The organism is Gallibacter sp. Marseille-QA0791 (assembly GCF_965119705.1).
Taxonomy (GTDB): domain Bacteria; phylum Bacillota; class Clostridia; order Peptostreptococcales; family Anaerovoracaceae; genus Lentihominibacter; species Lentihominibacter excrementipullorum.
Map to the genome: position 1 here is coordinate 2,769,799 of NZ_CBCPMH010000001.1, position 14,839 is coordinate 2,784,637.

Annotated in this window: 16 protein-coding genes; 15 read left to right on the forward strand and 1 reads right to left on the reverse strand. The window is 46.3% G+C overall.

Annotated features, from left to right (window positions below; genetic code table 11):
• Positions 1–25 precede the first annotated feature (25 nt).
• Positions 26–1,417 carry an ATP-binding protein gene (locus tag ACQY69_RS12805; protein WP_428260898.1) on the reverse strand — a complete coding sequence of 464 codons (1,392 nt, stop codon included), beginning with the start codon at positions 1,415–1,417 and terminating at the stop codon, positions 26–28.
• A gap of 610 nt (positions 1,418–2,027) precedes the next feature.
• Here ACQY69_RS12805 and ACQY69_RS12810 point away from each other — a divergent pair.
• The 15 genes from ACQY69_RS12810 (at position 2,028) to ACQY69_RS12880 (ending at position 14,823) form a co-directional block, all read left to right on the forward strand.
• The gene (locus tag ACQY69_RS12810) at positions 2,028–2,402 is read left to right on the forward strand and encodes a type II toxin-antitoxin system PemK/MazF family toxin (protein WP_428260899.1); all 375 of its coding nucleotides are present in this window, start codon (positions 2,028–2,030) and stop codon (positions 2,400–2,402) included.
• Positions 2,403–2,505: 103 nt separating this feature from the next.
• Entirely contained in the window at positions 2,506–2,745 is a 240-nt protein-coding gene (locus ACQY69_RS12815; RefSeq protein WP_428260901.1) for a helix-turn-helix domain-containing protein, read from the forward strand.
• 11 nt (positions 2,746–2,756) lie between these two features.
• Complete coding sequence (locus tag ACQY69_RS12820; RefSeq protein WP_187301848.1) at positions 2,757–3,944, forward strand: tyrosine-type recombinase/integrase; 1,188 nt, start codon at positions 2,757–2,759, stop codon at positions 3,942–3,944.
• Positions 3,945–4,293: 349 nt separating this feature from the next.
• Positions 4,294–4,734, forward strand: coding sequence for a hypothetical protein (locus ACQY69_RS12825; protein WP_428260903.1), 441 nt, complete (start codon positions 4,294–4,296; stop codon positions 4,732–4,734).
• A gap of 80 nt (positions 4,735–4,814) precedes the next feature.
• The gene (locus ACQY69_RS12830; RefSeq protein WP_428260904.1) at positions 4,815–5,201 is read left to right on the forward strand and encodes a hypothetical protein; all 387 of its coding nucleotides are present in this window, start codon (positions 4,815–4,817) and stop codon (positions 5,199–5,201) included.
• A 168-nt stretch (positions 5,202–5,369) separates the two neighbouring features.
• The gene (locus ACQY69_RS12835) at positions 5,370–5,882 is read left to right on the forward strand and encodes an L-2-amino-thiazoline-4-carboxylic acid hydrolase (protein ID WP_428260905.1); all 513 of its coding nucleotides are present in this window, start codon (positions 5,370–5,372) and stop codon (positions 5,880–5,882) included.
• Positions 5,883–5,918: 36 nt separating this feature from the next.
• Positions 5,919–7,217: a serine dehydratase subunit alpha family protein gene (locus tag ACQY69_RS12840; protein ID WP_428260907.1), complete on the forward strand. Its 1,299-nt coding sequence runs from the start codon at positions 5,919–5,921 to the stop codon at positions 7,215–7,217.
• Between the two features lie 75 nt (positions 7,218–7,292).
• A complete protein-coding gene (locus ACQY69_RS12845) occupies positions 7,293–8,276 on the forward strand; it encodes a MerR family transcriptional regulator (RefSeq protein WP_428260908.1) in 984 nt (327 codons plus the stop codon).
• Between the two features lie 5 nt (positions 8,277–8,281).
• Positions 8,282–8,734, forward strand: coding sequence for a hypothetical protein (locus tag ACQY69_RS12850; RefSeq protein ID WP_428260910.1), 453 nt, complete (start codon positions 8,282–8,284; stop codon positions 8,732–8,734).
• A gap of 129 nt (positions 8,735–8,863) precedes the next feature.
• On the forward strand, positions 8,864–10,141 hold the full coding sequence (locus ACQY69_RS12855) for a sigma-54 interaction domain-containing protein (protein ID WP_428260911.1): 1,278 nt from the start codon (positions 8,864–8,866) through the stop codon (positions 10,139–10,141).
• A complete protein-coding gene (locus ACQY69_RS12860) occupies positions 10,102–10,272 on the forward strand; it encodes a helix-turn-helix domain-containing protein (protein WP_428260912.1) in 171 nt (56 codons plus the stop codon). Before ACQY69_RS12855 ends, ACQY69_RS12860 begins: the two co-directional genes overlap by 40 nt.
• A gap of 241 nt (positions 10,273–10,513) precedes the next feature.
• Positions 10,514–10,939 carry a hypothetical protein gene (locus ACQY69_RS12865; protein ID WP_428260914.1) on the forward strand — a complete coding sequence of 142 codons (426 nt, stop codon included), beginning with the start codon at positions 10,514–10,516 and terminating at the stop codon, positions 10,937–10,939.
• 84 nt (positions 10,940–11,023) lie between these two features.
• Positions 11,024–12,238 (forward strand): CaiB/BaiF CoA transferase family protein, encoded by a 1,215-nt coding sequence (locus tag ACQY69_RS12870; protein ID WP_428260915.1) that lies wholly within the window; start codon positions 11,024–11,026, stop codon positions 12,236–12,238.
• Positions 12,235–13,437 carry a CaiB/BaiF CoA transferase family protein gene (locus ACQY69_RS12875; protein WP_428260917.1) on the forward strand — a complete coding sequence of 401 codons (1,203 nt, stop codon included), beginning with the start codon at positions 12,235–12,237 and terminating at the stop codon, positions 13,435–13,437. The genes ACQY69_RS12870 and ACQY69_RS12875 overlap by 4 nt, the downstream gene beginning before the upstream one ends.
• A 15-nt stretch (positions 13,438–13,452) precedes the next feature.
• Positions 13,453–14,823 carry a Na+/H+ antiporter NhaC family protein gene (locus ACQY69_RS12880; protein ID WP_428260918.1) on the forward strand — a complete coding sequence of 457 codons (1,371 nt, stop codon included), beginning with the start codon at positions 13,453–13,455 and terminating at the stop codon, positions 14,821–14,823.
• Positions 14,824–14,839: the final 16 nt, after the last annotated feature.

Below are 14,839 nucleotides of genomic sequence, written 5' to 3' on the forward strand. Positions count from 1 at the left end.
GCGGCAGATTGCCGCCCCTTGAAGACTATTTTAGTAAGTCGTTGTTGATATCCCAGTACCCCTTTGTATCAGAGCCAATTCGTTTAATGATGCCTTTGCTTTTTAAAGATTGAATTCGTAGCGATACTGTTTTTCGACTGATACCAAGCTTATCTGATAAGACAGAGTAGGTGTAGGCGGGATCTTCGATAAGAAGTGATAAAATTTCCTGCTCTTTCTCAGTCACCTTCTCAGTCACCCTCTCAGTCACCCTCTCAGTCACCTTCTCAGTCACCCTCTCAGTCACCCTCTTTAGATAGGTAGATATCAGCATGTCTTCAGAAGCAGTGAATTTGATCATAATATCGCCGGGATTTACCGTATATTCCGGAAGCGGTGCGCCATAAGATTTGCAGGCACTGCATATTTTTTCAACACCGCGACCCCAGTTTTCAATAAAGCCGGCGAGATAGTATACATTGGCAATTCCGGGATTATATGGCTTTGAAGCATGTTTGGTCATCAAATTTTCGATTGTCCAGTTTTCAGGCAGTCTGCCGCAGTTGGCAATATAGAGTCTGTCTTCATACACACTAATCTGAATCGGAATACCGCTTTCATATTGTTTATGACATAGAGCATTCAGTAAAGCTTCTCTTAATGCCTCATCAGGAACAAAATAGCGCTCAATCCGCTGCATGCCGTCATAAGTGATTTTAGCCTTCATGTATTTGAGATGGAGAACTTCCATGATCTGATCGATCTGTTCGATCAGAGAACCATGTATTTCATCCTGATAAAGCAGATCAGCGTCGGTTTCAAAAAAACCGATTTTTGTATAAGCACCTAACTGCCACTTGTCTGGATTGTTACAGAACAGCAGCATGGCGGCGTTTGTATAGTATCTGCCGTTGGTAAGGTGGAGTTTTTCCATTAAAACATCGGTAGGCTCATCAAGAACGCTTTTATCAATCCGCCCTTTTTTGATCGCGAGTTCTTTAAATCGTTCAACAAGCTTGCTGTCAATGTCGTCAATGGTAAAAGCAGTAAGCGGCATATTATCCCATGTTGCACCTCGCTTTCGGAGAATAAAGCGTTCGAGCTCGGGGCCGGACAGGGTCTGTAGGGTGCTGCCGCTTCGATAGTAATAAACTCCTTTACAGGAAACAGCCACCGGGTAAGGGGGAATTGTAATCCTGATATATTCATTTTCATCTTCTGATAACAGATCAACATCCACAACAATACCCATTGCATTCCGAACCTTGTTTGGGATATCTTCGAGCAGTTTTTTGGTGTTGGTAAGACCTATAACATGACCGTTATCATCGATTCCAATATAGATCGTTCCACCTTGTGCATTGGCAAAACCGCAGATCCATTCCAGATAGTCATCTCTCCATTTTGATTTCCATTCTATATTTTGATTTTCAGGCATGTTGAGTACCTCTCTGCACTAAATTTAACCAGTATATCAATATTGTATTCATAAATGGAGATCTTATCAAGATTTAATTCTCCGTTAGAGATTGCAGGGAAAAAAATAGAAATAAATATAGGCGTATATTTTTGGGTTTACGGGTGCCTACCACATAGGAGGAACGATGAAAGCTTATAAGAAGCAGACAAAATAAAAACCTCCGATGAACCTTCATAACAGAATACTCAGTCCATCAGATACATTGTCTATGGTAATACGATGAGTATAAGCGCCATTTGCGGATACGCCTATTACAAGAACTTGTAAGCGATAAATATTCGGCAATAAACGACAGGCAGCTCCTGTCCTGCGCGATGACCACCATAGAGGATAATGATACTCCCGTCCAGCCACAGCCCTGCAAAGCAGGATCACGCAATGGGGGCGGCTCTGTGAGAACCACAGTTGGGGTGAGAGTCCCGTGGAGCAAGTACGCTGCTTGCCGTTTGATGGATTCCTCACTTCCGGGATGTCGAGGACAAATATGGAAGATATCATATAGAAATGTTTTGCTGGCAGAAGGCATTTACTGCTATTCTGCCGGCTCTTACATAGGAGGTAGGCAGATATGGAAGAGAGAAGTTTTAAAAGAGGGGAGATTTATGTAGCGGATTTGAGTCCGTATGTAGGATCGGAGCAGGGAGGAATTCGCCCGGTGATTATATTACAGAATAATTTGGGGAATATATTCAGTCCAACACTGATCGTGGCGCCGCTAACAAGTAGGTATAAGAAGCGTAATCTACCCACCCATTATTTGATAGAGGATGTAGAGGAGCTGAAAACAACTTCGCTGGTGCTTTTGGAACAAATAAAGACAATAGATAAACGGAGAATAACCGAGTATATTGGACAAGCATCAAAAGACGATATTAAAAATATTGAAAAAGCATTAACGATCAGCTTGGGATTTGAAATCCCTGTTGAAATCGATGCTCCTTAATCGGGAGTATTTTATAAAAGATTAAAAAATGAAAATCGCACATTTCACAAAAGAAAAAGAATGCGGTATGTTAAAAGCAGATTCTATATAGAAGGAGTCATCCATGGATATAAAAACCAATAGTCAGTTAATGAGAGTATATGTGTCAAGCGAAGTTAAATTTTACACGATAAGTGATTTAATGAAACTTCTGGGCTGGAGTGAAGCTACCGTACAGAAATTATTTAACGATCCGAAATTCCCGGCAGCTAATTTTGGCAGGAATAAAGTGGTGGAGGCTCATGCACTGATCGACTATTTCTCAAGGCGGCACGACAAGCATAAAGAAGTTTACTGGAGATAGGAGATGTTGAAATGGCAAAAGGAAAACCGAAAAAAGGAATAAACGGTGAGGGTACTTTCCGGTATAAAGACAGTGGGAAAATTGAATACAGAATTTCATACAGAGATGAATTCGGATCTATTCGCAGAAAGTCCTTTACCGGTATTGATGAAGATGAATGCGTATATAAGGCTGAAGTGTTTCTGGCTAAGGAGGAAAAGCGGCAGCGAGGGATTGACGTAAACGCGACGATACCGGAAATCGTCAAGTATCGTTATGATTTGGATTTACAAAAAAATTATGTTGGCGAGCAAGGATATTCACGAAACATGGGAACCTTGGGAATTATTAAGAGGAATAAAATCGGGAGTATTCCGATTGCTGAGTTGACAGAGCTGCATATAGATATATTTCTTTCTTCAATAACGAATTATTCAAACAGCGTTATAGGAAAGATTTATCAGCAGATGAGGATGGCGTTTGCTATTGCGTTGAAAAAAGGCATAATCGAAGAAAATCTTATGCTTTCTGAAGATTTGAGATGCCCAAAATCAAATAAGAAAGATAAGAAAGTAAGAGGGCTTACCGAGGAAGAGCAGGATAGATTTGTGAAAATGTTAGAAGAATATCGAATTCCAAGAAATAGAAATGATTACAGACTTCAGCTGTTGATAGAATTGTTTAGTGGAATGAGGATGGGAGAAGTTAATGCACTGAGCCCTGATAACATTGATTTCAAAAATAAAATCGTTCATGTCCGGTCTACTGTATCGAGAGGGTTAGAATACAGAGATTTCATAAAAGATGGTACCAAGACTTATACTGGTATTCGTGACATACCGATGAACAAGATGTTGGAAAAATACTTGTTAGAAGCGATGAAGAAAATGAAGAAGAATCCGCATAATCTGGTTTTTTATGATTTTAATAAGAAAAGTATTGTTTCAACGAGTCAGGTAAATTGCTTTTATCGAAGAGTGTGCGAGAAAGCAGATATTGAATATAACGGACAGCATTCTCTCAGGCACACGTTTGCAACACGATGTATAGAAGCGGGAATTCCCCCGGTAGTTTTGAAAAATTGGTTGGGACATAAAAACATCCATATTACCCTTGATACCTATGCAGATGTATTTGACAGAATGAATTTCAACGCAGTTGAAAAATTGGAAGATTACATCGGGACTTTTGAAGCTGGGAATAGGGAAGCAGTTATTTAGTTATTGGGAAATCATTATATATGATATTCCGGATTTTATAATACGATTAAAGAAGATCTAATTGTAAAGCTTAAAGCCTGAGGCTTAAACGGTAAGAGGTTAATTGGAGACAGAATAGGGGACGAGTGGAAAGTAAAAGCCTGAAACTAAGTAATATCAAAGGGTATAGAGCTTTCGCAATCCCGTCATCTCCACCACTTTTTGGCCTGGAATGCTGATGCGTTCCGGGCTGTTTTTGTAAATAATATGAAAAATAGTGAAATAATAGTGAAAAAATAATGTAACTAAGTCAAAAAAGGTTATAATAGAATCAGCATATGAAATACAGAGTAACGAAGGATATGTAAAAATGATAAAGGTTACGTTGACCAACGAAATACTGAAAAGAATCACTGCTATTAATGAGAATCGGTTCTCACTTAGCAAGACCTGTATGCCTGCAGCAACAAGGAACAGATTGAGAAAGAACTCAAAGAAAAAAAGTTCTTATGCATCAAACCGGATTGAGGGAAATCCGCTTACTGAAAATCAGGCAAGCGAGGTTATTGAAAGAGATCCTCACAGACACTTTCTGAAACCGGAGCAGGAAATCCGCAATTATTTCCTGGCGCTGAATATGCTTGAAAAAATGGCAGAGCAGAGAGAAGCTTTCTCTTTGGAAATGATACTTAAGGTTCAGGCAGTAGTGGAGAAGGGTGCTTCAATGGAAGTTTTCAGTACGACAATGGTACATTCACCTGCGTGCCTCATACACTGGAGGAAACAGCTGAAAAAGAGGCAACTCATCTGACGCCCGGAAATATCCGGTATTATTCCTGCGATTACTGCGGCAGGATCTATGAGGATGAGGCGGGAACAAAGGAAATCTCTTTGGAGGAGACCATAATCGAAAAGCTCCCTGACCACACGCCGGACGGAACTGGCTGGTATTCGGATGAAAATAACCACTGGAACAGATGTGAATGTGGTGAGAAGATCAACATCGCTCCGCATTCATATATATGGGTGACAGATAAGGAGGCGACCGCGACGGAAGCAGGATCCAGACATGAGGAATGTGATGTCTGCGGATTTGCGAAGGCGGCAGTAGAGATCCCTGCCACAGGCACGACGGCAGATACCGGTAAAAATGACAGCCCAAATGCTCCGGAGACCGGTGATCATAATAGTTACCTGCTGTGGTTTGTCCTTCTGGCGGTATCGGGATCGGTTCTGGCCGGAACAGCAGTTTACAGACGGGGAAGAAATATCAGATAAAAGAGTAAGTCGGGAGATCGAACCTTTTGCGGTTCGGTCTCTTTTTTCATTTATATCAACCGTTTAATTTGTTACACCCTATTGACTCAGCCCTTAGGGCGGAGTTCATAATCTGATGTAAAGACAGATGAACAGGATGAACAAAAGGTGAAAGAGGAGGATGAGTTCATGAGTACGATAAACAACAAACCGACTATAGTAGATGATGAGAAGACGACACTGGTGAGAAATGCCATAGAACACAGGGCAACATGGTTCTATCTTCTGCTCGATGAGGCGCGAAAGAGAGGCTTGGACATGGAAGCGGTGGGGCGAGCAGCTATTTACAGATGCGGATGCTTTCACGGAGTAGAGAGGATGCTCAAGAACTGCGAAGATCCGGAAGATCTGCGCTCATTTTTGAAGGTTTTCGCAGATGAAACGGGGCAGAAGGTTTTTGAGATGGAAATCGTTGAAAATACCGAGGATAAGCTGTATATAGATTTTCACTACTGTCCGCTGGTGGCGGCATGGCAGAAGCTGGGAGTCAAGGAAGATGAGATACCGCTCCTGTGCGATATAGCAATGGATGGAGACAGGGGGATCTGTTCCAGGATGGATGGATATGAGTTCAAACTGGGTAAGGTCATCGCCAAAGATGAGGGTATATGCGAGATAAGGATAGAGCGTCACAGCAAGTAATGACATGGTGGGAAGATAACGAGGGGGTTAAGATATATGAACAGAGAAGTGGAGACCGCGTATAAGAAAATATTGAGATATGAGCTCGTGCCTGCTTTTGGATGTACTGAACCGGGTGCTGTCGCCTATGCCGCATCGAAAGCGCGAACACTTCTTGGGAAATTTCCGGAGCATCTTGATGTGATCTGCAGTGGCAATGTCATTAAAAATGTGAAGGGTGTCGTGGTGCCAAATTCCGGCGGGCTGCATGGCATAGAAGCAGCAGCTGTGCTGGGGGCGATGCTCGATTGCGGTGACAGTGAGCTGGAGGTCCTCAGTTGTGCCGGAGAAGAGGACAGGCAACGAACGAAGGAGCTTTTGGGAACAGGCTACTGCAGCTGCGGACTGGAGCTGGGAGAAGGAAACATGTACATCCGCGTTCTGGCGGCCGGTGGTAACGATGAGGCCGAGGTGAGGATAAAAGAGCGCCATACCAATGTGATCTATATGAGGAAAAACGATGATGTATTGTTGGACATTTCCTCCGACGACGATCAGAGCGATATGGAAAGAAGCAAGGCCCTTCTCAATGTAGCGGATATACTGGATTTTGCAGAGACAGCAGATTACAGTGACATAGAGGAGCTGCTCCGGGATCAGGCTGAGTTGAACATGGCGGTGGCAGAGGAAGGCATCAGGAAAGTCTATGGCGCCGCGGTGGGAAGGACGTTGCTGGAAAACAACGAGAATGACATAAAGACCAGGGCCAAGGCTTATGCTGCGGCTGCCTCCGATGCACGCATGGGCGGATGTGCGTTTCCTGTGGTGGTCAATTCATGCAGCGGAAATCAGGGGATCACCACAAGCATACCGGTGGTTCTTTATGCCAGGGAGCTGGGCATAGGGAAAGACAGGCTGTATCGCGCTTTGCTGCTGAGCAATCTCATAGCTGTACATATAAAGCGTCATATCGGTGTGTTGTCGGCTTTTTGCGGCGCGGTGAGCGCTGGCTGCGCCAGTGGGGCAGCTATAACTTATCTGTATGGAGGAACGTATCAGCAGATATGTCATACTATCGTAAACACTTTGGCTAATGTAGGCGGGATAGTGTGCGACGGTGCGAAGGCCAGTTGCGCGGCCAAGATAGCTTCATCTGTAGATGCGGCGCTTCTCGCTCACGATATGGCGATGGCAGGCAGCAGGTTCGCCGGCGGAGAAGGTATCGTGGCGGAAGATGTGGAAAAGACCATAGAAAACATCGGTATCGTCGGAAAGGATGGAATGAAAGAGACTGATATCACCATACTGAAGCTGATGCTGGAGGATGAGAACAGGAAACGGAGAAAAGACAACTGACTGTGTACGGGATATTGACTCATACTTTAATAAGCGTTATAGTACTGTTAGTTACATATAACAGGATGGAGGAGTATGAATACTAAAACCGTTTGCGAGAAATTATCTGTGACCCCTAAGATGCTCAGGGTATATGAGGAGCATGGGTTGATCAAACCTAAACGGCTTGAGAACAATTATCGGGATTATTCCGTGGAAAATCTGGTTCAGATAGAGACCATCGCTATTCTGAGGAGGCTCGGGTTTTCCGTAAATGAAATAAAGTCGATACTGGCTTTCGACAGGACGAATAACGAGTATCTGGACATGTTCTATCTTCAATACAAGGCCCTTGAGTCCCAGATAACGGAGCTGATGGAGATAAAACGGGAGCTGAAGGGAACTATCAACAAGATGATAGAGAACCGTGATGGGGAGAGTCTCGATAAGATCATCTTGACCGGACGGGAAAACAGGAACAATAAGCTGATAAATTACGACGATATCATCGACTCATGGAATTTTGACGAAATGGCATCGGATTTTATAAATCGATATATGAAAGAAGATATCCCTTATCAGCGGACGATAAGAAAACTGCAGGATATGATAAAGACCATGGACGATAAAACCTTTACTGATGTAGGGTGCGGCACATGCAATCTGTGGGAGGAAAGCGGCGAAGGCACGGATGTGCTGGCCATTGACAAGAGCCTTCATATGCTTCTGGAAAGCAAGAAAAAGTTTCCGTGGGTGAAGGTGGCTATGGACGATATCCTTTCTCCGGACATGAAGCTTTATCGGAAAAGCGACGTAGTCGTATCAGCGTTCATGTTGCACCACATAGAATATCCGGATCAGTTCAAGGCTATAGACAATATCCTGGGGCTTTGCCGTGATGGAGGCACCGTTCTCATTGCGGACAGGTGTTATCAGGACTCCTCACTGAAAGGTGCAGATCCGACGGAGTTCTTCATAATCGCGGAGGAAGTGGAAGAATATCTTCGATTGAAAAGGACTGACGTGTATGCGGAGTTTACCGACGATAACATGGTGATCTTCAGAGCGGAACGGCGATGAGGCGGATGTCGGCACAGGAAAAAGGAGTGGGCGAAGTTTTATCAATAACAGCAACACATTGGAACCGTCAGTTCTTGCCGGATTCCGGGAAAGTTCTGATAATCCGGCATGCCGAACACGACAACTTGCCGAATTATCGTTATTTCCATAAAATCCGGCAGCTCGAACACAAACCTGTGCCGGATTTCCCTGTGGAGCGAGAAATCCGGCAGCATTTACAGTCAGTTCATATCAGAAACTTCGGCAGTAACGCTCATGTGCGGGCGATACTGCCGATTTTTTATGCCGGAATGAAAATCCGGCAATCGCAGGCGTCAGGACTGCCGGATTTTAGTCGGTACGAAAAGATTCGGCAAGCAGCTGTGTTGCAACTGCCGGATTTCACTTTGTATAGAAGAATCCGGCAAATAGCAGCGTTTTCAGCCTTTTTAGGGATGCGCTGCGGATGGGTGCTTTGATTTTTGCCTTTCTGTTTCCTTTGGATCTTGACAGCCGTGCGTCTTGACATCTGCATTCGCTGTAGTGTAAAGTAGTGGAAAAATTCAATCTATTTTCATGAGCAAAAGAAACGTTAAAAGGTGAGAGAGATGAGATATAGTGCGTTTATCAGGCAAAATTATGATATCCTCCAGGAAATAATAGATAATATGCGGACAGGTATCTGGATAACCGACGGTGAGGGAAAGGTTCTCATCGTAAACAATGAGTCTGTGAAGACCGGCGGTTTGACGAGGGATGAGGTGATTGGGCGAACCATGGATGAGCTGCTGAAGGTTGGATACATAACGGAGTCAGCGACTCTCAAGGTTATGGCCAGCCGTAAGGAGGAATGTATCGTTGAGGAGCTCGGGACAGGGGGACATTGCATGACTACCAGTATCCCAATGTTCTGTCAGGGAGAGATAGACATCATAGTGTCGGTCGAGAGGAATATCAGCGAGGTGGAAAAACTGAAGTCGCTGCTCAACGAACAGGTGGAGATGAAGAAGGAACTTCAGAAGGAGCTTTTGAAATTTCAGAGCCGCAAGGATGAGCTCTGTGGCAGGATGGTGACCAGGAATATCAATATGCTTCACATCAGAGAAATGGCTGAGGACATAGGGAAGATAGATGCTGCGGTTATGATAACGGGAGAGTCGGGAACAGGAAAAGAAGTCATCGCCGATATCATACATAAGAGCAGTCGTCGTCGTGAAGCACCTTTTGTGAAGGTCAACTGCGCGGCTATACCGGAGACGCTGATGGAATCGGAGTTTTTCGGATATGAACAGGGTGCATTCACAGGAGCCGGTGGCAATGGTAAGATAGGTCTTTTTGAGCTGGCGGATGGAGGTACGCTTTTTCTTGATGAGGTGGGAGAGCTTTCCATACCGATACAGTCAAAGCTGTTGAGAGTGCTTCAGGACAAGGAGGTACGGCGCGTCGGTGGGGAAAAGAGCATTTCTGTAGATATAAGAATAATAGCGGCTACCAACAGAGACTTGAAGGCAGAGGTGGCAAAGGGAACCTTCAGGAAAGATCTCTATTACAGACTGTTCGTGGTGCCGATCGCTCTTCCGCCCCTCAGGGAAAGAAAGGAGGATATCGAACTGCTCACTAAGCATTTTCTCGATATCTTCAACAAACAGTACAATATGAAAAAAACCATAGGTCCGGAAGCGATGGAGATAATGGAGCGTTATCAATGGCCCGGAAATGTGAGAGAACTGCGTAACGTCGTCGAGCGGCTGGTGGTGAGCGGAGCGGGGAACGACATATCGCGGATACAGGTGGAATTTTGCCTGAAGGGAAGCATGAGCTCCGCTTTTGAAATAGGGGGGGGTATATGGCGGCGGAAGAAGAGCTGTATCTTGACGACATGGTAGGAAGATATGAGAAACAGATTATCCAGGACGTACTGAAAGAATGCGGTACGGTAACAGCGGCTGCCAGGGTGCTTCACGTGGATAAATCTACGATATCGCGAAAGATGAAGAAATATGGCATCAAAATCTGAAAGCTGTTGTAATATCGCAAAACGGTTGTAGCTATGCAATCGCACGATAATAAAAGCTGAAAATACTGAAAATTCTTATAACCGCAGCGTTCGAAAGAGGGCTTGTTGTAATGACGCAACAGGCTCTCTTTTTTGAGCGTTGAAATTTCAACGTTTTCGCGTTGGCATGGCGTTTGCTCTTTAAAATGGCAGTAATAATTTTTCTCAAGACCAATAGTATTTCTGTAAAGGAGGATTGAAAATGGCTAAAATTCAAGCGGAAATGAGAGACAGACTTTGTGAGGTGAGAAAGGGCAGCGATGTTACTGAGCTGAAATTCAAGCTTTCCATCAATGGCGAGGATATGCATTACCCCGGGGAGATGATTTCCGGCTGCAAGCTGATGGAAAAGTGTATCGATTGCTGTACCGAGCTGAGCAATATCAGAGATAAAGGAGATGGCGGCCTGTTTGTAAACACCGAGGGCAATATCCTTCATCCGGTACATATGCTGGACGCAGTGGAGATCATTTGCTGGCTGATAAAGCAGGGAAACAGATCCAGAGTTTATGGATACGAGATGTATAAGACATCTGAGTACAATCAAAAGACTCTTCGTTCTGAGGTGTTCGATGAGCCTATCCTGACCGTCAAAGGACAGGTTACATTCGTAGTGACAGAAGCATAGCGAAGGCCGAAAACACTGTATGCGGGATTGCGGACATCCCGGAAAGGGAGGTGTCTATCCGGGACGACAGGATAGGAGGAAAAAATGGCGAGGATATTGGATGGGATAAGGATAGTAGACTTCACTCAGGGTCACATGGGCAGTTACGGAACAATGCTGCTGGCTGATTTCGGCGCCGAGGTGATAAAGATAGAGGATCCTCGGACGGGAGGAGACGTCTTGCGGAACAGCTTCCCCAAGAACAAGAAGGGAAGCGCGTATCACGCCTATATGAACAGGGGAAAGAAGAGCGTTTGCATAGACAGAACCTCGGAAGCCGGGCAGCAGCTGATAATGGAACTCATAAAAACGGCCGACGTGGTGTGCGAATCCTTCGTGGCCGGCGAGATGGAAGAGTGGGGCCTGGGCTATGAAAAGGCAAAGGCGGTGAACCACGGTATCATATATGCGTCCCATACGGGATTTGGAAAGACGGGGCCTTTCAGCAACACGGCCGGCAACGACATCACGGCAGAGGCGCTGTGCGGACTGATGCAGATAACGGGATTTCCTGAACAAGTCCCTACAGCCCACGGATCCAGAATGGCCGACCAGTTCGGAGGTGTGTTCCTGGCCTTCGCCATAGTGGCGGCGCTGATGGAAAGGGATATCTCGGGAGAGGGGCAGCAGATAGATATCGCGTCTACCGACTGCATGTTTTCCGCCCTCGAAGATATCCTCATCGCGGAGATGATGACGGGGAAGCGGTTCAAGAGGGAAGGGAACCAATCCAGAGCCATAGCCCCTTATGACACCTTTGAAGTGAAGGACGGCATAGTTTCTACCGCGGTATCCACCAACGCCCAGTGGGAAAAGTTCTGCAAAGCCATGGGTATGGAGGAGCTGCTGGAGGACCCCAGATACGCCACCAATGAATCACGCGGTGAGAATTACCTGACCAGCCTTCGGGAGATAATCGCCGGGAAGCTGGGAAAGATGACGAAGTGGGAGATAGAGGAGACGCTGCGGCCGCTGAACATACCCAGCGGGCCGGGATACACGGTTCCCGAAGCTTTTGATAATGAGCAGCTGAAGGTAAGGAACATGGTCGTTGAAGTAGATGATAAGCAGATCGGCAGGATAAAGATGCCGGGCGTGCCTATCAAGATGTCGGGAATCGACGACACTCCGGCAGGGTCAGCCCCACTGCTGGGAGAAGACACGGAAGACTTTCTGACAGCGCTGGGGCTGGACGAGAAAAAAATCGGAGAGATGGCCGCAAAAGGCATCGTGATATGTGGAGGAGGTGACAGGAAATGAGACCACTTGAAGGGATTACAGTACTTGATTTCACGCAGGCCTACAGCGGACCATACTGCGCCATGAACCTGGCCGATTACGGTGCCAGAGTCATCAAGGTGGAGCGGGTGGACGGAGGAGACCAGTCCAGATTCTGGCACCCTTACGCGCCTAATGGAAACAGTGGTTATTTTGCCATCTACAACCGCAACAAGGAAGGGATAGCAGTCGATTTGAGCGCACCTGAAGGTAAGGAAGTGATAAAAAAACTTTACAGTCAGGTGGATGTGGTACTTGAAAATTTCAAATACGGCACCCTCGATAAACTGGGTGTCGGATATGAGGAGATGAAAAAAGTCAATCCTGAAATAATTTTTGCTTCAATCACAGGTTTCGGTCAGACGGGACCACTTCGTACCAATACAGCTTACGACAATGTTATCGAATGTATGTGCGGATTTATGGAAATGACCGGGTTTCCCGAAGATATGCCGCTTCGCTCCGGTGCGTCGGTAGGCGATAGCTATACGGGGCTGACTATGGCTCTGGCCATCGTGCTGGCATGCTACGATAAACGGCGAACGGGCAAAGGAAGAAGGCTGGACGTGGCCATGCTTGACACCATGTTCGCCACCATCGAAGACGCCGTACTGGCTTATGCTCTTACGGGAAAGCAGATAAGCAGAACGGGCAACGCCAAGCCGAAGGAGATAGTTCCATATGATGCCTACTCCTGCGCTGACGGCTTTTTTGCCACCGGGATAAACGATGAGACCATGTGGCCGGACTTCTGCAAGGCCATCGGCATGCCGGAACTTGAGGATGATCCCCGGTATGCCACTAACGATTTGAGATGCGAGAACTTCGAGAGCTTTACGGAGCTGATGAAGAGTGTGCTGTCGGAGAAGACTCAGGACGAGATATTCGAATCATTCGCCAGATTCGATATCCCGGCGGCGCCAACGCTGGATCCTCTCGATGCCATGGATCATCCCCAGATTGTAGAGCGAGATATGGCGATAGAATTTGACGACGCCAATGTTGGACCTCTGAAGACCTTCGGCATTCCGGTGAAGTTCAGCAGGACTCCCGGGCGCATAAAGAAGTCGTCTCCGAAGCTGGGAGAGAATACCGTGGAAGTTCTGACAGAAGCCGGGTTTTCCAGGAAGGAGATAGAGAAACTGGCGGAAGCAGGGGTCATAGGAGTGCAGGAAGAGTAAAGAAAGGAGGAGTGTATGAGTAGTGGATTTGAATGGTTATGTCTCATACCGCCGTTATTTATAGTAGTCTGGGCGGTCATAACCAAGAAGACGTTTTCAGCCCTGATAATAGGAGCCGCGTTATCATATGTTCTAATGTATCAGTTGGATTTCTTCACGCCGTTTGTCGACGCGCTGTATGCTGTCATCATGGATGCGGATACTGTGTGGGTGATCCTGCTGACCATATTCATCGGCATATTCATAGAGCTGGTAACACATTCGGGAGGTGTGGACGCACTTACCCAGTATATACTCAAAGTTGCCACCAACAGAAGACGGACGCTGCTGAGCACTTTCGTGCTGGGACTTTGCTTCTTCATCGGAGATGTTTCCAACATCGGGACTATCGGAGCGGCTATGAAGAAGACGGCCGACAAGAACAGAGTGCCGAGAGAGGCGTTGGCATACATCCTGGATTCTACGGCAGCGCCTGTGTGCATACTGGTGCCGGTCAGTTCCTGGGGCGTATTCTTCGCGGGGCTGTTCATGGCTGAGAAATCACTGGATCTTACCGGTTCGGCTATTTCCAATTACATGCACGTGATACCGTTCATGTTCTATTCCTTCGCGGCAATACTGGTAGTATTCCTGTTCTCGGCAGACTGGCTGCCCAAGATGGGGATGATGAAGACCGCTTATGAGAGAGTAGACAGCGGCGGGAACGTGTACAGTGATCGCAGCGCCTACCTCAATGAGGGTCAGGATGATACAGAAGTCGTAAAGGTCGCTCCGTGGAAGAGCCTGCTCTTTATCGTACCTCTGGCCATACTGGTGATCTGGGCTATTCTGGGAATGTTCATGGAAGGCGCCATGATAGCCATCGCCATATGTGCGGTGATGTACATACCTCTCAAGGTCATGAAATTCAATGATTACTGCAGATGCTGCATGGAAGGTACCAAAAACATGATTTCTCCGGTGATAATAATAATCGGAGCCTTCATGGTGAGAGATGCGCTGGTTGCAATGGAGCTCCCTGAGTACGTCAGCGGCGCGGTTGAGTCCATACTGAGTCCTGCCGTATTCCCGGCCATCGCCTTCGTAGTCGTTGCCATACTGTCCTTTACGACGGGAAGCAACTGGGGTGTGCCGGCAGTGATGATACCTATCATCGTTCCTATTGCCGTGGGAATAGGCTGCAATCCATATATAATCCTGGCGGCTATTGCCTGCGGAGGATGCTTCGGAAGTCATGCCTGCTTCTACTCGGACGCCACGGTATTTACATCGGCCGTCTGCAAGATAGAGAATATGGATCATGCATTGAGCCAGTTGCCGTATTGTCTGCTGTCAGCGGGACTTGCCACGCTGGCCTTCCTGGTGACAGGAATTGTGATAAATTAGACTGTAATATCAAAGA